General features: G+C 53.4%; 19 protein-coding genes. 8 read left to right on the top strand and 11 right to left on the bottom strand.

Annotation, left to right across the window (positions count from 1 at the left end):
• Window positions 1–265: 265 nt before the first annotated feature.
• The 3 genes from AN477_RS13005 to AN477_RS13015 all read left to right on the top strand — a co-directional run bounded on the left by AN477_RS13005 (window position 266) and on the right by AN477_RS13015 (window position 3,031).
• Window positions 266–589 carry a hypothetical protein gene (locus AN477_RS13005; RefSeq protein ID WP_054969595.1) on the top strand — a complete coding sequence of 108 codons (324 nt, stop codon included), beginning with the start codon at window positions 266–268 and terminating at the stop codon, window positions 587–589.
• Between the two features lie 173 nt (window positions 590–762).
• Window positions 763–2,322 carry a glucose-6-phosphate dehydrogenase gene (gene zwf / locus AN477_RS13010; RefSeq protein ID WP_054969615.1) on the top strand — a complete coding sequence of 520 codons (1,560 nt, stop codon included), beginning with the start codon at window positions 763–765 and terminating at the stop codon, window positions 2,320–2,322.
• A gap of 82 nt (window positions 2,323–2,404) precedes the next feature.
• Window positions 2,405–3,031, top strand: coding sequence for a cyclase family protein (locus AN477_RS13015; protein WP_054969616.1), 627 nt, complete (start codon window positions 2,405–2,407; stop codon window positions 3,029–3,031).
• A gap of 865 nt (window positions 3,032–3,896) precedes the next feature.
• On the opposite strand, the gene gnd is transcribed toward AN477_RS13015, so the two are convergent.
• Window positions 3,897–4,799, bottom strand: coding sequence for a phosphogluconate dehydrogenase (NAD(+)-dependent, decarboxylating) (gene gnd, locus AN477_RS13020; protein WP_054969596.1), 903 nt, complete (start codon window positions 4,797–4,799; stop codon window positions 3,897–3,899).
• Window positions 4,800–4,849: 50 nt separating this feature from the next.
• Between gnd and AN477_RS13025 the strand changes: the two genes are divergently transcribed.
• On the top strand, window positions 4,850–5,479 hold the full coding sequence (locus AN477_RS13025) for an HAD family hydrolase (RefSeq protein ID WP_054969597.1): 630 nt from the start codon (window positions 4,850–4,852) through the stop codon (window positions 5,477–5,479).
• Window positions 5,480–5,573: 94 nt separating this feature from the next.
• Here AN477_RS13025 and AN477_RS13030 read toward each other — a convergent pair whose 3' ends face one another.
• The 3 genes from AN477_RS13030 to AN477_RS13040 form a co-directional block, all read right to left on the bottom strand.
• Window positions 5,574–6,488, bottom strand: a complete 915-nt coding sequence (locus AN477_RS13030) for a hypothetical protein (RefSeq protein ID WP_054969598.1) — start codon at window positions 6,486–6,488, stop codon at window positions 5,574–5,576.
• 340 nt (window positions 6,489–6,828) lie between these two features.
• A complete protein-coding gene (locus AN477_RS13035) occupies window positions 6,829–7,248 on the bottom strand; it encodes a spore coat protein (protein WP_054969599.1) in 420 nt (139 codons plus the stop codon).
• 107 nt (window positions 7,249–7,355) lie between these two features.
• Window positions 7,356–7,574: a hypothetical protein gene (locus tag AN477_RS13040; RefSeq protein ID WP_054969600.1), complete on the bottom strand. Its 219-nt coding sequence runs from the start codon at window positions 7,572–7,574 to the stop codon at window positions 7,356–7,358.
• A gap of 278 nt (window positions 7,575–7,852) precedes the next feature.
• On the opposite strand from AN477_RS13040, the gene mnmA reads away from it, so the two are divergent.
• The gene (gene mnmA, locus AN477_RS13045; protein WP_054969601.1) at window positions 7,853–8,962 is read left to right on the top strand and encodes a tRNA 2-thiouridine(34) synthase MnmA; all 1,110 of its coding nucleotides are present in this window, start codon (window positions 7,853–7,855) and stop codon (window positions 8,960–8,962) included.
• 136 nt (window positions 8,963–9,098) lie between these two features.
• Here mnmA and AN477_RS25690 read toward each other — a convergent pair whose 3' ends face one another.
• The 3 genes from AN477_RS25690 to AN477_RS13055 form a co-directional block, all read right to left on the bottom strand.
• A complete protein-coding gene (locus tag AN477_RS25690) occupies window positions 9,099–9,230 on the bottom strand; it encodes a hypothetical protein (protein ID WP_281176341.1) in 132 nt (43 codons plus the stop codon).
• Between the two features lie 806 nt (window positions 9,231–10,036).
• Window positions 10,037–10,243, bottom strand: coding sequence for a hypothetical protein (locus AN477_RS24530; RefSeq protein ID WP_157061953.1), 207 nt, complete (start codon window positions 10,241–10,243; stop codon window positions 10,037–10,039).
• Window positions 10,244–10,305: 62 nt separating this feature from the next.
• The gene (locus tag AN477_RS13055; RefSeq protein ID WP_054969617.1) at window positions 10,306–12,102 is read right to left on the bottom strand and encodes a M3 family oligoendopeptidase; all 1,797 of its coding nucleotides are present in this window, start codon (window positions 12,100–12,102) and stop codon (window positions 10,306–10,308) included.
• 84 nt (window positions 12,103–12,186) lie between these two features.
• Here AN477_RS13055 and AN477_RS13060 point away from each other — a divergent pair, with 84 nt between their 5' ends.
• Window positions 12,187–13,077, top strand: a complete 891-nt coding sequence (locus AN477_RS13060) for a LysR family transcriptional regulator (RefSeq protein ID WP_054969603.1) — start codon at window positions 12,187–12,189, stop codon at window positions 13,075–13,077.
• Between the two features lie 6 nt (window positions 13,078–13,083).
• On the top strand, window positions 13,084–13,743 hold the full coding sequence (locus tag AN477_RS13065) for a TetR/AcrR family transcriptional regulator (protein ID WP_054969604.1): 660 nt from the start codon (window positions 13,084–13,086) through the stop codon (window positions 13,741–13,743).
• 181 nt (window positions 13,744–13,924) lie between these two features.
• On the opposite strand, the gene tkt is transcribed toward AN477_RS13065, so the two are convergent.
• From tkt to AN477_RS13085, 4 genes are all read right to left on the bottom strand, one after another.
• Window positions 13,925–15,913 carry a transketolase gene (gene tkt, locus AN477_RS13070; protein ID WP_054969605.1) on the bottom strand — a complete coding sequence of 663 codons (1,989 nt, stop codon included), beginning with the start codon at window positions 15,911–15,913 and terminating at the stop codon, window positions 13,925–13,927.
• Window positions 15,914–16,194: 281 nt separating this feature from the next.
• The gene (locus AN477_RS13075) at window positions 16,195–17,385 is read right to left on the bottom strand and encodes an ABC transporter permease (RefSeq protein WP_054969606.1); all 1,191 of its coding nucleotides are present in this window, start codon (window positions 17,383–17,385) and stop codon (window positions 16,195–16,197) included.
• A 3-nt stretch (window positions 17,386–17,388) separates the two neighbouring features.
• Complete coding sequence (locus AN477_RS13080; RefSeq protein WP_054969607.1) at window positions 17,389–18,780, bottom strand: ABC transporter permease; 1,392 nt, start codon at window positions 18,778–18,780, stop codon at window positions 17,389–17,391.
• Entirely contained in the window at window positions 18,777–19,733 is a 957-nt protein-coding gene (locus tag AN477_RS13085) for an ABC transporter ATP-binding protein (RefSeq protein WP_054969608.1), read from the bottom strand. The genes AN477_RS13080 and AN477_RS13085 overlap by 4 nt, the downstream gene beginning before the upstream one ends.
• A gap of 530 nt (window positions 19,734–20,263) precedes the next feature.
• Here AN477_RS13085 and AN477_RS13090 point away from each other — a divergent pair.
• The coding region (locus AN477_RS13090) for a DUF4372 domain-containing protein (protein ID WP_157061954.1) at window positions 20,264–20,723 on the top strand (460 nt) is incomplete at its 3' end.

Here is a 20,723-nt window from a genome sequence, read left to right on the forward strand (position 1 = left end):
CCGGTTGGCTCGACCTTGAATACTTCTCGCACAGCTTGGCTGTACCTTTGAATGCTTCTCGCACAGCTTGGCTGCACCTTTGAATGCTTCTCGCACACCCGGGCTTAATTCCTAAATAAACCTTTTTTCCAGCTTGGCTGCACCTTGAATAAACTTGGGAGATGGTTTACCAAATGTAGGCGAATTGCCTCGACCCAGCCAAGCTGTGTTACATACAATGTACCACTGCCGCGACCACACCGTCGCGTGGAAGGAGTGGGGATTTATGCCGTGTCCCGGAGTCACCACAGGACGTGTCGAGGTCCCGGGGGAAGACTATGGTCGAATCCAACAAGCCGTTGACTCCGGCAAAAACTTGTGGCGTCTGAGTCCGGTTCGTACCGCCCAAGTCATTGGCACCCGCAATTTCGGGCTGCGCGAGAGAGATTCGTATACATTTGTTGAGCAGTATTATGATCCAGGTTCAGGGCTCCAACACGCCGTTGTCCGGGTTCGCCACCAGTCTTGCACGTACCTCGTGGAATTGTACCAGCCGATCAAGCAGGGACAAAAGGGGATTTGGGTGGTCACCGAGATTACGGAGGTATGAACCCCTGTTCGATACACCTGCGGGTAAAGCCCGTTAGTACCCCAATAATGTACCAGCTTGGCTAAATCCTGTGATAGTTTGATACAATCAGAAGTGGGATAACCTAAGCAAGGCGACTCTTGTGATTGTGGTCCCTGAACTCAAACAAAACGAGGATGAATGCCTTGAACGAGATGAATTGGTTAGAAGAAGAAACCGGGGCCGGGAGAGTGCTCCCGCCCCATACTTTCATATTGTTTGGTGCTACGGGCGATCTCGCTCGCCGCAAGCTGTTTCCCGCTCTCTACAGCCTGTTTTTGGACAAGCGCATGCCGGAACAGTTTGCTGTTGTCGGTGTCGCTAGAAAATCGTACACAGCTGACAGCTTTCGTCAGGAACTGCGTGCTGCGATTGAAGAGTTTGCCCGCGACACGGTTAAAGCAGACACTTGGGAAGACTTTGCGGCACATTTTTCTTACTGCCCTGTGGACGTGCGCAAGGCTGAGGAGTTTGTCAAACTCAATCAACACGTCGAGGAAGTTGAGCAACAGTTCGGCTTACCGCAACAGCGGGTATTTTATCTCGCGATGGCACCGGAATTTTTCGGCGAGGTTGCCTTGCATCTGTATGACAGCAAGCTCTCGCAGGTCAGCGGTTGGCGCCGTCTCATCATCGAGAAACCGTTTGGTCGCGATCTCGCTTCCGCCGAAGTGCTCAACAGCCAACTCCGCGAGGTCTTCGAAGAGGAAGAGATTTACCGGATCGACCACTACCTCGGCAAGGAAATGGTGCAGAACATCGAAGTGCTACGGTTTGCCAACTCCATCTTCGAACCCGTCTGGAACAACCGTTCCATCGCAAACGTTCAAATTACGTCCAGCGAGACCGTCGGCGTCGAAGACCGGGCATCTTACTACGACAAGGCTGGGGCCCTGCGCGATATGGTACAGAATCATATGCTGCAGATGGTCATGATGGTCGCTATGGAGCCGCCGAGCCGGTTGAAGACAGAGGCGATTCGGGACGAGAAGGTGAAGGTGCTGCGGTCGCTGCGCAGGTTTACCTCTGAAGACATTTCAGAGCATGTGGTCCGTGGGCAATACGCTGCAGGCTTTGATATGAAGGGCAACGCAGCGCCCGGGTACCGCGATGAACACGGTGTCGATCCTGCTTCCAACACGGAGACCTTCATCGCAGCGCGGTTGTCGATCGACAACTTCCGCTGGGCTGGCGTCCCCTTTTACATCCGCACCGGAAAGCGGATGGGGGCGAAGGCGACCGAGATCGTCATACAGTTCAAAGACATGCCGCGCATGTACTTCAACACCCACGGCGAACTGTTGCCGAACCTGCTGGTGATTCACGTCTTCCCGGAAGAAGGTATATCCATCCAGCTGAACGCGAAGCGGCCAGGCACCGACGGCACGGTTGTTCCGGTGTCCATGGAGTTCAGTCAGGAACCGGACAACTCACCCGAAGCCTACGAGCGCCTGCTGTACGACGGCATCATGGGAGATTCGACGTTCTTCACTCGGTGGGATGAGGTATCCCTCGCCTGGAAGTTTGTCGATCCGATTGCCAATGCATTCCGCGCCGGCACACCGCCGATCTCAAGTTACGCATCCGGCACGTTCGGACCGAAGGAAGCGGACAAGCTCGTCGAAGAAGACGGCTTCCGTTGGTGGCCGGTGACAGGTCAGACTGTCACATTGGCCGAAAAGCCCGAGCAGCGCCCCGGGCACCCGGTGATCTAACGCAGCTGCATCAAACTTAATCAGGCCGGGCCTCCGTTGAGGAGACACGGTGTTGCAAGGAGCACGGAAGGAAGGACTTTTGATGACACGGATATACGATATCAGCATGCCCATCACACCTGACATCCCAGTGTATAAAAACAAGCCTGAAAAACGTCCAGTTTTTCGTATTACCTCTGATCACCCTGAGAAGGGCGTTCGTGAGACACGTGTGGAACTCGATGTACATACTGGGACGCACATCGATGCTCCGTTGCACATGATTGAGCGTGGAGAGACCATCGAGTCCATTCCTATCGAGAATCTGATCACCCGGTGCCGTGTCATAGATTTGACGCATGTAGAGGGACCTATCAGCCGCGAAGACGTCGAGTCCGCCGGGCTGCATACAGGTGAGTTTATCCTCTTCAAGACTCGCAACTCCAAAGATACCGCGTTTAACCCGGATTTTGTCTTTGTTGGGGCGGAGGCTGCTCGCTATCTTGCCGATCTCAAGGTCAAAGGTGTCGGCATTGATGCACTCGGAGTCGAGCGGAGTCAACCGGATCATGCAACCCACAAAGCCTTGTTCGGCGCAGGGATCATCGTGATTGAAGGGCTCCGTCTTGAAGATGTCCCATCTGGCAGCTACCAAATGATTGCCATGCCCATTGCGCTGGTAGGTATCGACGCTGCCCCGGCTCGAGTCGTACTCGTGGCAGACGAGTAGGCACATCGTCTGGTCTTCGGGCGTGGGGCTTCAGTGTGGGCCTTCGGGTGTGGGCCTTCGGGTGTGGGGCTTCGGGTGTGGGCCTTCGGGTGTGGGGCTTCAGTGTGGGCCTTCGGGTGTGGGCCTTCGGGTGTGGGGCTTGCTTAGTCAAAAGCCTCGACTAGGCTTGCCTAGGCCTTCTCAGCGGGAGCTTACTAAGGATTTCGGTGGTATGGGCTTCCTAGCAGTGATTGCATTCGTTAAAAATTCATATTGGTGACAAGCCGCCTTGAGCGGCTTGTTTCATTCTAAAAGTGAAACGCCTTTCAGAAGTGGTTGACCCTCGTTCCGCTGCTTCTTCGCCTTGCGAAACCTCAATGGAAGTGTGATGACCTCCCCTCGCGACAACTCAACTGCCAAAGCGAGCTCAACAAGGGAAAAAAGTTCCCCTGTGAGCCCAAAGGCACATGGCGAAAATAAAACAACGGAACAAACTTCCGTTAAAGCCGCGAACCGAGTCGAGAATCATCGATTTCAAGCCATTAAGGGAAATTTGTTCCGCAATATCAGCGAGAATCCATTGGATCTGTCCCTCAAGGGAGTTTTCTTCCGCTATTTGCGGTCCATCCCATCGAAGTCCATCCCATCGGAGTCCGTCCCATCACCCCATCCGAAGCAACGGGATCCCCGTGCCTATTGCATACGAGATGTCCTTGCAGACCATGCCTATTGCGCGCGGGACCTTGCCGACCTTGCCGACCTTGCCGACCTTGCCGACCTTGCCGCGTCGCTACCACACACAGGACCGCCTCGGCTGACCTTGCCCCACACACGGGATGGTCCCCGCCGACCGCACCTCCGTACCGCCGAGAACCCGAGCCTGTTTTTACGATGGATTCTTCTCTACCGCGTGACCGCCGAACTCATTGCGCAGTGCTGCGACGACTTTGCCGGTGAAGGTGTCATCCTCAGCGGATCGATAACGCATCAAAAGGGACAATGCAATGACAGGCGCAGCAACTTGTACGTCCAGTGCTTCCTCCACTGTCCACTTGCCCTCTCCAGACGAGTGCATTACGCCGCGAATCCCGGCGAGTTTCGGGTCTTTCGAGAACGCACTTTGGGTGAGTTCCATGAGCCAGCCACGAATGACCGATCCGTTCGACCAGACCTTTGCCAACGCCTCGTAGTCATAATCAAACGGGCCCTTTTCCAGAATCTCAAACCCTTCGCCGATGGCAGCCATCATGCCGTATTCGATCCCGTTATGTACCATCTTTGAATAATGCCCGCTGCCGGATGGACCGGTGTACAGGTAACCATTTGGCACCGCGGTGTCACGGAACAAAGGCTCAATGGTCTCGAACACCTGCTTGTCCCCGCCGATCATGTAGCAAGCCCCGTTTCGCGCCCCGTCCATGCCACCGGAGGTTCCAACGTCGAAGTAGTGCAGGCCTTCTCCCGTCAGCAGTTCCGCACGCCGCAAGGAATCCTTGTAATGCGAGTTTCCTGCCTCGATGACAATGTCACCCTTCGTTAACAACGGTCTTAGCTCGTCGAGCAGGTTGTCAACAATCTTCCCCTGCGGCACCATCAACCAGACGATTCGCGGGGTTGCTAGGTTCTGAACGAGATCGGCCAGAGAATTCGCCCCACCACCACCGGCTTCCTGAAACTTTTTGACTGCCTCAGGGCTGACGTCGAATGCCGTTACCTGATGACCGTGATCCATCATGTTTAAACCGAGATTCATACCCATTTTACCGAGCCCAACTAGTCCTAGTTTCACAATATCACTCCGTTTTTGCATGGCTTCCAGTCAGCCATTATACTGTATCCATGACAACAATCCTATTCGATCTCGATGGAACTCTCATTAACACTGCCTCTATCGTCCTGCCTGCCTTCAAACATACCCTGGAACATTTTCATGTTCCTGTGCCTGATGACAGGGCGCTGCTCAGCACATTTGGGATGCCGGACGACGACATTTGGAAGATGCTCATGCCTGAAGCTGACGATGACACCCGCAAAACTGCCTTTCGTCACGCCGAGTCTCGCATTACCCAGGCGATGTTTGAACACGACATCCTCATTCCGCACACTCGTGATGTGCTGCGGGGCCTTTTGGATCGGGGCCACACGCTCACAACGGCGAGCAACTGCGGTACAGGGTATCTGAATGCTGTCCTCGATTCACAGGACATCCGCCAATTTTTCACCAAGCCGCTTTGTCTGGAGCTTGTTGGCGGATCGACAAAAGCCGACATTCTGACCGAACACTTCCGCTCCTTTGAGAAGGAAGAGTGTGTCATGGTGGGTGATCGCTCGTCCGATGTCCAAGCTGCAAAAACACACGGGATCCGAGTTATCGGGTGTGAGCTCGGCTTCGGATCGGCAGCAGAGCTTACCGACGCAGACATCGTGGTTCACGACTTGCGAGAACTGCTCCCGATTTTCACCGTTTGAATTTGAATTTGGACGGGTGCAGCCTCGACGCTGTGCCCCTCCCGCAGGGAGCGTGCTAATCCGCTCTGATGCCCCGCCTTCGCAGCAATCCACGTTAACGCATCTTCTCCCACATCGATGGAGGCAACTTACCAACTGTCTGCATCAACAGGTCGTAGAGATTCATCTGTGCCGCGGCATCGGGGTCAAGCCCAGCGAGCTCAGCCAGGTCTTTGATTGTGTAGCTTTCACGCTGTAACGTACGCATCGCTTTTTCCCACTGCTCGATGTGCGGGCCATGGTATTGGATGAGGAAGTTCCACTTCTCCGGATCGAGCAAGAGACAGCACTCCAGCATATCAGCAACAATATCAACCGTAGCACCTTGCGCCCCTTTTTCAAACAACCTTTGACGGAACACCGTTTTGATGAGCGCTTCTTCGGAAAACTCCATCAGAAAAGGCGGCATAATGTAGCCGACAGGGAGTTTGGCGCGAGCTGCCTGCATCTGCTCAACGCGATCCTGCTTCGCCAAACGAATGACGTTACGGATCCGTTCGAGTTCCTCCTCGTACTCGGCAGCATTCTTCGCCTCAACAGGAAGTTCGAAGCCCCATGGAACATTCGCACGCTGCCCTCCTGCAATCCGTGTCGGCCGTCCCACCGTGTAAGTCACAAGGTGATCGTACACCGGTTTCCCTACGCCAATATAGAGAAAGAGAACCAGTTCGCCTCGAATCGGCTCGTAAGAGTGGCCTGCAGTCACCATGCTATGTAAGAAGCGATCCGTATTGGCCATATCCCGGTACTTCCCAAGATACAGGCTCGCTTTAAACGCGCTGCTTTTTCGCGATTGATCCGTTCCCCGGAGCGCAACGACCCGTCCGTGCTGGGTCACTTTCCACCCCTCGTCAACAAAGCAGACGTTGATGAACTTCTCAATGTTATCGACATGTTCATCAATCGGCACGACATCGTCTAAAAACCGCAACCTTGGATGATTCAAAAATCCCCTGTCCAGAACAAACATGACTCGACCTCCCCAACCTGATTCTCCTATTATAACGACACAACGTCCTTCATGCTCAGGAATGAGCTGATAGGACGTCGGATGCTGTCGAAGAATCACACACCGCTGTCCCCCCATGGTCAGAGTCGAACTGTGTGCCTTGGTGAGACCCTGTGTCGTGGGCCTTGGTGAGACCCTGTGTCGTGGGCCTTGGCGAGACCCGGCCTGTGCCTTGGTGAGGCCCTGCGGCAAGAATGAAATTGACTGGTGAGGCGGTTCACGTTTGTTCATGGCAGGGGCTTGCCCGTTTCAATAGGGATTCCGGTTTCACGATTTATTGCGGTATCGACCGCCGTCAGCCTTACATCGGGCGCTGACTGTTCCTGGCCTGAGCCTGTGAAGAGTTCTGCATCATCTCTTGCATCACTGCTGCGTTTACCGATCCATTGGCGCTCTGCTGAGCACTTGTCTGCATGCCGTGCTGACCAACAAACTGATCCGTCTGTTGCTTGGTTTGTTGCGCCTGTTGAACCTGCTTTTGAACATCTTGACTCATCGCCGTTGAGGGTGCGCTGTACCATCCCTGTTGTTGCATCACTTCAAACACCTGGCGTTGGGTTTTCAATGTGTTTTGCAGAAGTTGATTGAAAGTGCTATGCACGGTCTGGCAATTGGCTTCGAGGGTGGCCGTTGCATACTCCCCTGCTGTTCTTTTTTCGTCCGCCAGGATCATATTCACGACGTCTTTTTCACTCATGCCATTTTGCATCTGCATACTCATCCTGTAATCCTCCTTTTGTCAGCTGTCTAGGTTAAACTATCAGCCTGCGGCAACTCCAACGGCTGTAACTCTCGTTGCGGTTGAGTTACTGCTGAGTTACTGCTGAGTTACTGTGGTTGCGTCGGTGCCAGATTTGAGTGCTGTTGAAGCATGTTCTGAATCTGGGTGTAGTTTTGCATGTGCTGTTGCACCAGCTGATTACAGAGGTTTTTGACAACCTGACTTTGTGCTTGTGAAGCAACTGTGGCGCATCGTTTGATGAGCAGGTCTTCGTTGTTGAGAGAGTCAGCGATGTAATCCAGTTCTTTGGACGTGAGCGGTTGCAAGTGGATTCCTCCTTTGATTCCGATGCCTTCTTCTGATTCTGATGCTTTCTTCCCTACTGTGGCGCGTATTGTTGAACACAAGATGGCGATCTCGATTTGGTCCCCTCATGGGCATCGAATTCGCCACTCTAAGGATGCCCGGAAATTTCCATGTTATGATGTCGAGTACCGCAAACTTGACGTCTGTTCATACAATCGCCACACTAGAAGAGTTGGGGTCTATGCAACTGATTGGAGAAACTAGTGGGAGCAATTTGAGATCGAAAGGAAGGCTTTTTATGGAGAAGGAGAAAAGCCAGACACGAGTCGTAGTCGGCATGTCCGGCGGCGTAGATTCGTCCGTTGCAGCTCTTCTGCTCAAACAACAAGGATACGACGTCATCGGCGTCTTCATGAAAAATTGGGATGATACCGACGAATTTGGTCATTGCACGGCCACGGAGGATTTCGAAGATGTTCGGCGGGTCTGCGACCAAATTGGTATTCCATACTATAGCGTCAATTTTGAGGAAGAGTACTCCGAACGAGTGTTTTCTTATTTTCTGGAAGAATACCGACGTGGTCGTACTCCAAACCCGGATGTAATGTGTAACCGCGAGATCAAATTTAAGGAACTCCTGAACGCAGCACTGGAACTTGGAGCTGATTACCTTGCAACAGGGCACTATGCGCAAGTAGCGGAAGCTGAACCCAATCGGTTCGAACTGCGCAGAGCGGTGGATACACGAAAAGATCAGACGTATTTTCTCCACACCCTATCGCAATATCCGCTCTCTCAAGCGATGTTTCCGATTGGCCATCTCGACAAACCGATGGTTCGCCAGATTGCTGAAGAAGCAGGGCTTGCGACCGCCAAGAAAAAAGACAGCACGGGGATCTGCTTCATCGGTGAACGCAACTTCCGTGAATTTCTGAGCCACTATTTGCCTGCACAGGAAGGCGATATCCGGACTACGAGCGGTGAAGTGAAGGGCCGCCATGAGGGTCTGATGTATTACACCATCGGCCAGCGGCAGGGCCTCGGTATCGGAGGTTCGGGTACGGGTGAACCTTGGTTTGTAGTCGGTAAAAACCTCGAACGTAATATTCTTTATGTCGAACAAGGTCACGATCATCCACTGCTGTTTTCACGCGGCCTGATGGCTTCTGAATCACATTTTATTTCTGGGCAGGCGCCTGGCACCACATTCGATTGCACGGCGAAATTCCGTTATCGTCAGCCCGATCAGCCCGTTCACGTCACATTGTTAGAGAATGGTGCCTGTCAGGTGGATTTCATTGAACCCCAGCGTGCGATCACCCCTGGTCAATCGGTTGTTTTCTACCAAGGAGATGTCTGTCTTGGCGGTGCGGTAATTGACGAAGCCATGCCGCTTACTACACTTTGATAACACCTCCTTCAAATCCAAACAAAAGGACGACCGGTTACCTGCGGTCGTCCTTTTCATCTCATCTTTACCGGATCGTTTGTGAACATATCGTTTGTCCCCTCGACACGGGTGCTGATTAGAGATGTTCACCGTTTTACCAGTGGCTTTCTACGTCTCTTTCCCACGCTGCGGTGCACTGGTTGCACAGTGCTTCATGTTGCCGATCGGTAGACAACTCCCCTCCGCAAATCGAACACGTTTCTACGCGTTCCCGATTTTCCTCCATCTAGCTCACCCCCTGTACTCGATGATACTAACGCTCTCATCCTGCCCGAGCTGCGGAGAAACTAAGCACCTGACTTTGAATATGAGGACATTATAATTGCACGAACCATCAGATACAATGGCTATTTTCAGATAATTTAAGTCCAAATTGTTAATTGTCATAATGAAAGCGCATACTTATGCAAAATGCCTAGTCCATGATCAGGTAGTCAGCACGCCCAAGTGCGTAGTGGACCCACCTGCCTGGCCGTAGAGGAACTGAGTTCCGCTATAACACCTGGGGGGCCTCGCCTTCCAAGGCATAGCGGAACTGAGTTCCGCTAAAAACACCCGGTGGCCCTGCCTTCCGACGCATAGCGGAACTCAGTTCCGCTAAAAACACCCGGTGGCCCTGCCTTCCGACGCATAGCGGAACTCAGTTCCGCTAAAAACACCCGGTGGCCCTGCCTTCCGACGCATAGCGGAACTCAGTTCCGCTAAAAACACCCGGTGGCCCTGCCTTCCGACGCATAGCGGAACTCAGTTCCGCTAAAACAGCCGGCGTCCCCACCTTCCAAGGCATAGCGGAACTGAGTTCCGCTAAAACAGCCGGTGGCCCTGCCTACCCAGGCATAGCGGAACTCAGTTCCGCTAAAAACACCCGGTGGCCCTGCCTTCCGACGCATAGCGGAACTCAGTTCCGCTAAAAACAGCCGGTGGCCCTGCCTACCCAGGCATAGCGGAACTGAGTTCCGCTAAAACAGCCGGTGGCCCTGCCTTCCGACGCATAGCGGAACTCAGTTCCGCTAAAACAGCCGGTGGCCCTGCCTACCCAGGCATAGCGGAACTCAGTTCCGCTAAAACAGCCGGTGGCCCTGCCTTCCGACGCATAGCGGAACTCAGTTCCGCTAAAACAGCCGGTGGCCCTGCCTTCCGACGCATAGCGGAACTGAGTTCCGCTAAAACAGCCGGCGTCCCCACCTGCCTGGCCGTAGAGGAACTGAGTTCCTTTAACACGCCGGGGGTGGGGGCCACCCACGACCGCCATGGCCACCCCGCCTGCTCCGCGCTTACCGCGCTTACCGCGCTTACCGCGCTTACCGGGCTTGTCGCTTGGCCACTAGATCCACGAACTCACGGGCATCCGGCAGCAACGTGGCAATCGCCTCACGCCAGAAGGTTGGTTCGCGCAGGTCGACGCCGAGGTGCTTCTTCGCCAGATCCTCTACGCGCATGCTAGCCGTATCACGAAGCAGCGCCACGTAGCGGTCGGCAAAGCCTGCACCTTCCTTTTGCGACTGTGCGTACAGTCCGGTGCTGAAAAGGTAGCCAAAGGTGTACGGAAAGTTGTAAAACGGTGTGCCTGTGATGTAAAAGTGCAGTTTCGAAGCCCAGAAGTGTGGGTGATAGGAACCGAGCGCATCGCAGTAGGCTTCTTTTTGAGCATTTTCCATCAAGGTGTTGATGCGTTCCACGCTGACCGGGCCCTGTTTGCGCTCCTCGTAGAAACTTGTCTCAAACAGGAACCGGGCGTGAATGTTCATGAACATGGCAACGCTGCGGTGCAACTTGTCGTCGAGCAGAGCGAGACGTTCCTCTTCGCCTTCTGCTGCTTTCAGCGACGCATCCGACACAATCATCTCAGCGAATGTGGATGCTGTCTCTGCGACATTCATGGCATAGTTTTGGGCAAACCGCGGCAGGCCGGCCATGACGTGCTGGTGATAGGCATGGCCAAGCTCGTGGGCCAGCGTAGAGACATTCCCAACAGTCCCCGAGAAGGTGGTGAAGACGCGCGTCTGCTGGCTGACCGGGAAACTGGTGCAGAAAGCACCAGGGCGCTTGCCAGGGCGGTCTTCTGCCTCGATCCAGCGGCGTTCAAAGCAGGAATCCGCAAAGTCAGCCATGTCTGGACTGAAGGAGCCAAACTGGTTCACGATAAACTTACGTGCTTCCTCGTACGAGACACTCTTGCTCGACGTGGTGCCAATGGGAGCGTCTACGTCCTGCCATCCGAGCTTTTCCAACCCTAGGAGCTTCGCTTTTGCAGACATGTATTCTGTGAAACGTGGCTTGTTTTCTTCAATCACACGCCACATGACGTTCAAAGTCTCTTCGTCCATCCGGTTGATCTCGAGCGGCTCCTGGAGCACCGAATCCCAACCGCGATGCTTGTAGGCTGCGAGCCGGAAGCCCGCCAAGTGGTTAATGGTGTCGCCAAACAAATCGGATTCACTCGCCCATGTGGACTCCCACTTCGAGAACACTTCGTTTCGGACCGCCTGATGGGGTGAAGAAAGTTTATTGTGCGCCTGTCCCATCGAGAGCGACTTTGGTTGCCCATCTTCCTCAATAGTCAAGGACATCTTGCCGACGATCGTGTCATACAGTTGACCCCATCCATGATATCCGTCAACCATCAAATCGGAGACGAGCTTCTCGGCTGCCGGTGTCATCCGCTGTTTGGCACGCTTCCGGCGTTCTTCCAATGAAAAGCGAACCGTTTGAAGTCGTTCGTCTGCGAGCAGGGACTGCCACACAGCGTCGTCGAGGTTCTCCAGACCTGCATCAAAGGTTGTGAACATAGAGTTGAGCTGAGCACCCAACTGGCTGATGCGCCCGCGCAGAATCTTGGCTTCGCGGTCCTTTGTGTCCGCGGCCCCGAGACAGGACACGAACGCGCCAGCCTCCCGTTGCCTATCTGCAAGGTTCTGGACGGTCTCAATCATATGTATCCAATCGTCGCGATCCGTTGACTGTACGCGCTTTGTCAGTTGGTCAGCAAATGTTGCGGTGTCAGACGCGAGTTGATCGAGAAAGGCGCGAAACTCGGAAGATTCGCTGCCACCCGGAAAGACTGAATCTAAATCCCATGTTTGCGCTTTATGTTCCATCAATTGAAATCGCCTCCTGATTTGAGATTAACAGAGTCTGCGTCCCCGTGCTATGATGCATCTTAAGAGATTGGGAGGATGGACATGGATACCAAAGATATAGCCTTATTCCTAACAATCGCCAGACTAGGATCCATCTCTCGCACGGCAGAACACATGTATATGTCGCAATCAACAGTCACGGCCCATCTGCAAAGGCTCGAGCGTGCGCTTGGCTACGTACTGTTTCATAGACTGCCAAACGGCGTGCAGCTCACGCCGGAAGGCCAACAATTGCTGCCGCTTGCAGAGCGTCTGACGGCTCTCGAAGATCAGATCCTGCACCCGGAAACAGAGCAAACCCCCATTCTTCGCATCATGTCCGGTCGGGCCTTCGTGTCTACGGACGTTCCTGAGTGTTTGCACCGCATGGCACGCAAAGCCAAAGTCCACCTCAAAGTGCGAATGGGTATGTATGACGAAATGATGAACGCGCTGCTCGCCAATCAAGTGGACTTTTGTTTCCTCGGCGAGCCCATTTATCATCCAAATGTACGGTTGGTTGAATTCACACCGGATCGGATTGACCTGATTGTCCCGAAAAATCATTATTTTTCTCACAGCTACCCTGGCTTGCATGCCTTGAACCGTGAACCCTTTGTAGCCTTTGGGCGTTCGACGTCGCCGTTTCGGAAGCGGATCAGCGAAGTACTTGCAGGTCACAATGTGTATCCGCCGATCTCGATGGAGCTTGACAGCATCGACGGGATCAAGGCTATGGTTGGACACGGACTTGGCGTTTCCTTTTTACCGAGAAGAACCCTTCATGACGCGATCTATAAATCCTATGAGACCATCGCGATGACAGGAGAAGAGTGGACAAGACCGACCCTGATTGCATATCCTGTCGTACAAGCGGACAGGCCGCTGACTGCCACCTTCCTTGAAGTCGTTAGCGAGTACTATGGCGATATTTCAAACCCGCAGAGGAGGTGAACTGTCGTGCGTGTTCCCATGACCAAAGCCCAACGCCATGTTCATATTCTGCGAGCTGCCAAGCAGTTGTTTGTGGAGCGTGGGTATGATGATGTGACCATTGCAGACGTGATTAAGGCGAGTGACATCGCCAGAGGTACTTTTTATTTACACTTTGATTCGCTGGAGTCACTCTTAACGGCGCTGTTTGATGAAGTGGTCTTCAAAACTTGGAAGCGGATCGCTCCGATATTGGAACAGGTTGCAGACATTGAAACTTGTACCATCGAAACGGTTCGAGCGGTGTTTCGCATGTTCGATAATACCGAGGACTCTCTCATTGATGTGTTTTCCTCTGGCGGTGGCCAGGAGTTTATGAAGCGAAAAGAAGACGCGCTGTATAACCAGCTGGGCGGTCTCGTGGAACAAGCACTGATTAAGCGACATCACCTGCTGCATCAAGGACAAGTACCGGAAGCAGAACGCAACCTGAAGTGGACAGTGGTGATGGTCGTCTCCTTGGTCGCAAACATGTCGTATTATTCCGCCAACCATATCAGCGAAGCTGACCGCAGCGCATTTGAACAGCACCTCGTGAGCTTTGTCCTCGCGGGGATGATGAATCATATGAACGGGATCGAAGAGAAAAACGCCACCTGGCAGATTCCCAGAACAGTCGACCGGTAAAGCGGCATTCTTGAGTCACATCTCAGAATGCAAAGAAGGCTGCCCGAAATGACAGGCAGCCTTCTTTGTCACTGATTTCACTTTCACCCACGCACCACTTACTTCATCAACTCATGCATGCCTGCCTCCGCGGGTGCATGCCTGCTTCGGTGGGTGCACAGGCTGATTGACCGATACCTTCTTACTTCATCAACCCTCGTGCAATCGACAGGACATTGTCCTCTGTAAAGCCGTACTCTTCCACCACGATGTCTCCAGGAGCAGAAGCGCCAAACCGATTGATCGTGAGAACGCGGCCATTTAGACCCACGTAGTGATACCACGGCATCGGATGGGCCATTTCCACTGCCAGACGATTCGTGACGTATGCCGGCAATACGGACTCCTTGTAGGCCTCTGTCTGTTCTTCAAACAACTCCATCGACGTCATGTTGATAACGCGGACAGCAACCCCTTCATTGGCCAGCGTTTTCGCCGCCGCGAGCACCAGGTGGACTTCCGAACCAGTTGCCAACAGGATCAACTGATTTCCATCACCATGCTGGTACAAAACGTAACCGCCGCGCTCGAAATCCGCTGCATGCTGCTCGACCTCTGCCAGCGTCGGAAGTTTCTGCCGCGAGAGAGCCAGTGCCACAGGTGCATCTCTATGTGTCAACGCATAACGGAAGGCCTGCGCTGTTTCCGTCGCGTCTGCGGGCCGAAATACGCGAAATCCAGGGATCAGGCGAAGCGATGCCAGTTGTTCAACCGGCTCGTGCGTGGGGCCGTCTTCTCCAACAGCGATACTGTCGTGCGTGAAAGCATGGATTACGGGCTGCTTCATCAGGGCAGACAGTCGAAGTGCTGGGCGGAGGTAATCGCAGAAGACGAGGAACGTGCCTGCAAACGGGATCACGCCGCCGTGAAGCGTCATGCCGTTCAGCATTGCTCCCATCGCATGCTCACGCACACCGTAAAAGAAGTTTCGACCTTGGTAGTTGCCTTTCTCAAAGTGACCGAGGTCATTCAACATTGTCTTGTTCGATCCGGACAAGTCTGCAGAGCCGCCGATCAGAAATGGAACATGCGGCGCAATCGCGTTGATGACTTTGCCAAACGCGTCTCTCGTTGCTACTCCCCCGCTGAACTTCGGTAGAACAGCATCAAAGTCGATATGAACGTTCCCGTGCATGGCATCGACGAAGGTTTGGGCCAAGTCTGGGTGCTCGCGTCCATAAGCTTCGACAACTTCATCCCACGCAGCCTCTGCAGCTTCGCCTTCCTTGGCACGTGCTGCATAAAGGTCACGGACCTCAGCCGGAACATAAAACTCTTCATGGTTCCACTCATACGCTTCTTTCGCCTTTTGGACTTCTTCCGCCCCAAGCGGAGACCCGTGGGCCTTGTTCGTTCCCTGTTTGGTCGGTGCGCCGTAGCCAATAATGGTTTTGACTTCAATCAAGGTCGGACGACCAACCGAATGGCGGGCTTCGTCAATCGCCTTTTCGATCTCGTCCATATCATTGCCGTCCTCTACCCGCAGCACATTCCATCCGTATGCGCGGAAGCGGCCCTTGACGTCTTCCGTAAAGGACCAGTCGGTCGGTCCGTCGAGTGAAATATTGTTGGAATCATAAAGGACAATCAGTCGTTCCAAGCCAAGGTGCCCAGCGAGTGAGGCGGCTTCTGAGGCAACACCTTCCATCAGATCGCCATCGCCGCACAGGACATATGTATAGTGATCCGATAGCGCTGCATCATCGCGATTAAATGTGGCGGCAACGAACCGCTCTGCCATGGCCATACCGACAGCCATCGCAATCCCCTGTCCAAGCGGCCCCGTCGTGGCATCGACACCCGAGGTATGACCGTACTCTGGGTGACCCGGCGTTTTTGACCCCCATTGTCGGAAGTTCTTCAAGTCCTCGATAGATACATCAAAGCCAGAAAGGTGAAGAAGGCTGTACAACAACATCGAGCCGTGTCCCGCTGACAACACAAATCGGTCACGATTGAACCATTTGGGGTTCTTTGGATTGTAGTTTAAAAAACGAGTCCATAAGACATGTGCCATCGGTGCGGCCCCCATCGGTAACCCGGGATGGCCTGAGTTCGCACGTTCAATCGCATCGATCGACAAGGTTCGAATGGTCTGAACCGCTAGTTGATCTGCCTTCGTAAACGGCATATAGTGCTCCACTCCTTCGCATTCGTGCAACGTATTGGACTGCGTTGCACCACTTCGCAAGTATGATAGCACTCCCGTTGGAAACCGCCAAATAGTGAAGCGCATACAAAATATCCGGTTTGATCGGAAGGCAGTTCGACACCGGATCCAGCCCAGCAGCACCATCGAAGGCAGTCCCATATCGGATCGTCCCCGACCGCTCCCATCCAGGCGGGCCGCCACCGAATCGCGCCAACGCCACCGTTCAGGCAGTGCGATACGGCAGCACGCTCGACGCGCCATCAAGTCGAGTAACGAAGCTGCACGATGCCGGTGACGTAAAAGATGGCAGCAAACGCAGCGAGGACGCCGAGCGGCAGCCACAGGGCCGATGTAATGGTTCCTGAAGTGACTTGATCGAACGCCTTCATCGTCCAGCTTTGCGGCACAAACCAAGCCAGATGCTGCATCCACGTCGGCTCAATCTCGAGCGGCCAATACACCCCGCCAATCATGCACGTGCCAATCGCCACAAAGCTTCCGATGCCCATTTGCTGTTCCGTCGTCTGCACCAAGTTGGCGACGCACAGAGCAATGCCGCACATCGCGAGCACGTATAGGGATACAACGAGTGCTATCCAGCCATTCCACGGTACGTGAATCCCAAAGATAAAACGACTGGCCAGCACCAAAATGGCGTATTGGATCCACCCCATCACAAAGAACGCGATCCCGTAGCCAGCCACCACGGTCCCCTTGTTCATGGGACTCGCGAGCATCCGCTTCCATGTGCCGGTGATTCGCTCATTCAAAACAGAACTCGTACTCCCGAACACGGTGAACACAATGAACATCACACTGAATCCCATGGTCGACAAGGCCCCCTGTGACAACGTATGAGTTTGCACATGTCCCCCGCTTGAGATCAGTTCCTGCTTGGTGGACAAAAGCGGATGAATCTTGTCTGCTGACTTCATGGCATGAACAAATGCGGACACCACCTGATCCGGTGTTGCTCCACCTTTGATTGCTGCCTGCATGGCAGGCTCACCGAATAACATCCACTGCCTGATGGAGGTCTGCAGGGAAGCCGTGGCGGTTGCGATGTCCTGATTGCCGCCCACGTTCGGTGCTGCAGTCCACCCTACAGTCATCGGCCGACCCGCTGCCGCATCAGCCTCAAAACCGGCTGGAATAGACATAATCACGCTCACCTTCATCTGCCGCATCAGGCGGTCCTCGTCATTCGGACTGACCTGTTCCAGTTGGATCGCAGGATCGGATTTCAGCTGACCGATGATGGAAGCGGACAGGGCGCTGTGGTCTTGGTCAACCACGGCAACCGGGATCTTGTTGTTCGTCCCGCCAAGGGTAGGAACCACGCCAAAAACAAATGTAAACGCCAAAGGGAGGACGATCATGAACATCCAGTTCCCGCGATTGCGAAACGACGTCTTAAGAAACCTCGTGACAATGGACAAGATGGTTTTCACCGCTTATACCCCCTTTCGCGATGGAGCGCCATATCGAATGCCTCCAAGCGTACCCAGGAAGATACCTACAAATACGAGATAAAACACCGGGATCCAAAGTTCCGCTGTCGACACACCCATCACTGAGTCGACCAAACGCGTGAGCGCCTGACCGTTTGGCAATACCTGCGCGATCCACTGCATCATCTGCGGAAATCCATAGATGGGAAAGATGCTTCCGCCAAGCACTGCAGCGATGTTCGCACCAATGCTGGCAAGGCCGTTGACCACCTGAACGGATCGGATGGTGCTGCCGAGAAGTGTGGAAATGCCTGCCACAGAAGCTGCATAACCGGCCAGAACGAGGGCTGTCTGACCAACCGGACCGAGTTGAATCTGCAAGATGAACCGGGAGCAGAGGAGAAGGATTGCACCTTGCACGAGCATAATGAGGAACGTCGCCAGCCACTGTCCGATGGCCAGCGTCACATGCCCGACTGGGGCAGCCAGCAGACGTTTGTAACGGTCACCACGGCGCTCCTGGACCATACTGGTTGCGCGGCTGATGGCGTTTGACAAGAGAAACATCACCATCATGCCGATAGCATAATAGGAGCCAGCCGTCACAGGCCGCAAGTTTGACATGCTGTTGATAAATGTAACAGCAGGGCTGGTCCCTTGTGAAACAACCGAGGAAGACGATGCGGCTTTCCCAGTCGTTGGTGCCAATCCGCCTGTACTGTTGGTGCTCGTGGCTCCTGTGCTCGTGGCTCCTGTGCTCGTGGCTCCTGTGCTGGCGGCTCCTGTGCTGGCGGCTCCTGTGCTCGTGGCTCCTGCGCTCGTGGCTCCTGCGCTCGTGGCTCCTGCGCTCGTGGCTCCTGTGCTGCCAGCGTTATTCAACGCACTGTTGGTGACTGGGCTCTTCATTGCTGGGCTCTGCGTGGCGATGGTCTTCAGGTACTGAACATCCGCCAGTTCAAGGCCATAGCTGGAAACCAATTGATTGACGAGGTCCCTCGTAAAGGAGTGCGCAGACGTGACTTCAACCGGCAAAGCAACAGTCTTCCCTTGACCTGTCTCAGAGGTGAACGATCTCGGTATTACGAGTGCCCCATCCACCTGACCTTGGTTTACCTCATTCAGCGCCTCAGCAGCGTTAGACACGTCAACGACACGAACGAATCCTGTCTGTTGACGCAGGTAATCCACGAGTTGGGCTCCGGCGGCCCCTCTATCTTCGTTCACGACGGCTACTTTTGAGATCTGATGTGTTGTTCCTGAGAACAATCCCCCTAGGGCAAAACTCAAAATGGAGGTTAGCATGACAGGAAAGGCAATCAGCATGATAAAAGCCCTGCGATCTCTGATCAGCTGTTTCCATTGAATCAAGGCGATGGAAAATGAGAGACGGATCATCCCTGGTCACCTGCCTCCCCGACAGAGTCCCGCAAGCGGCGCCCGGTGAGGTGAAGAAATGCGCTCTCAAGATTCGGCTGAGCTACGTCTATTTTTTGTAACTCACAGCTTTGATTTGCAATGATACTGACTGCGCGACTGACAGCCACAGCCGCATTCTGGGCCTGAAACACCAATGTGTCTCCTTCAACCTGCACATTTTGAAAGGTCATGTCGTGCTCGAGCTGGCGCGTGAGGTCCCCAATTTCTCCGGACAACTGCATCGTGATCGTCGAGCGTGCCCCCGCCAGCTGTCTTACGTCCTCGAGATTTCCGTACGCAATCAACTCACCGTTGTCCATAATCGCTAGCCGCTGACAGAGGTACTGGACTTCTTCCATGTAATGACTCGTATATATGACGGTCATCCCCTCACGGTTGAGGGTCTTTACCGTCTCAAGGATGTGGTTGCGAGACTGGGGATCGATCCCAACGGTTGGTTCGTCCATGATGAGGATCTCTGGACGATGAATCATCGCGACGGCGATGTTTAAACGCCGCTGCATTCCTCCGGAAAAGCGTTTCGCGAGCTGCTTACGGTGTTCTGTCAGTCCGGCAACCTGCAAACACCAATCCAAATTGTCCCGAAGCTTCGCTCCTGTGACACCGTAAATCTGTCCCCAGAACCGGAGGTTTTCTTCTGCGGTCAGGTTTTCATACAGGGCAATGGACTGCGGTACAAGGCCCATCCTTTGTTTCAGATACTTTGGCTCGTCTTTTAATCGATGGCCGTCCAAGCGGACTTCTCCGCTGTTCGGAATGAGCAGACCCGTCATCATCGACAATGTCGTCGATTTTCCTGCACCGTTTGGCCCAAGCAGACCAAAGGCGTCGCCTTTTTTAACCTGGAAGCTGATGTTATCAACCGCAACATGTTGACCGAACCGTTTGTGCAAGGACTCCACTTCAAGCATAATGAGACCCCCTTTGCATTGAACAAAGTCATCATATCAAGCGATGCCGCGTACCACATGTGCAAAAAGATAGAAAAGACCGGGCCGCGTGGCCCGGTCTTACCGCATTAAACCGTATTGAACCATGACGAAAGTCATGGTTACCATTTTTCTTTAAGGTGGTTTGAAGGCGTTACACGTTTGCTTCATCACGTCACACGTATTTAATCGTTTGGTGTTGTGGTTTACCGTTAGAGGCCTGAGATGCCCGAGATGCCGTAGATGCCGTAGATGCCTGGCAAATGGATTATCTGCAGTTGAATCTTAAGTCGATTTGAGCCACTTAACGACCAAGAACGAGCGAGGACAAGTCGGTTTCACCCACTAGCGTTGCATTAACTTTTTAGTGGTTTGTCAACGGGTACCCGTTGACAAATTAAATATTTTAAACCTTATGAAGATTCATGATTGTGTAACCCCTATACATATAAAGATTCCTTAGAATAGATGTACAGGTAGCCCTGTCCAAATCTAATCTAAGGAACCCAAGCATGAATAAGGGTATCATGAAATCCACTTTGGCGGAATACCTAGTTTCTCTAGATACGAAATTAATGTTGAAACAAATTCAGTTACTACACCTGGACAAGTACACGAAAAAGCTCGATTCTATCAAGCTCACTCAGCTACTGCTCTTTGCCCAGGTCAATCAGATTTCGTCACTAACATCACTCAGCCGTAAGTTGAACGAGACAAAGGAACTACAGTCGGAAATCGGAATTCAGTCCATCAGTGCATCACAGTTGTCACGAAAGCTGCGTCATTTGGAACAGGCATTTTTAGACTCTGTTCTTCAACATTGCATTGCGCAACTTGTTCGCAGAATTGGACTGAAAAAGGCCACGAAGCAATTAGGTCGCATTAACCTAGTCGACTCTTCCACCATAACGCTGTGTTTGTCCCAATACCCTTGGGCCCTGTATCTTCCGACCCATGCTGGTGTCAAATTAC

Origin of the sequence: Paenalicyclobacillus ferrooxydans (genome assembly GCF_001399675.1) — a bacterium.
Classification (GTDB): domain Bacteria; phylum Bacillota; class Bacilli; order Alicyclobacillales; family Alicyclobacillaceae; genus Alicyclobacillus_B; species Alicyclobacillus_B ferrooxydans.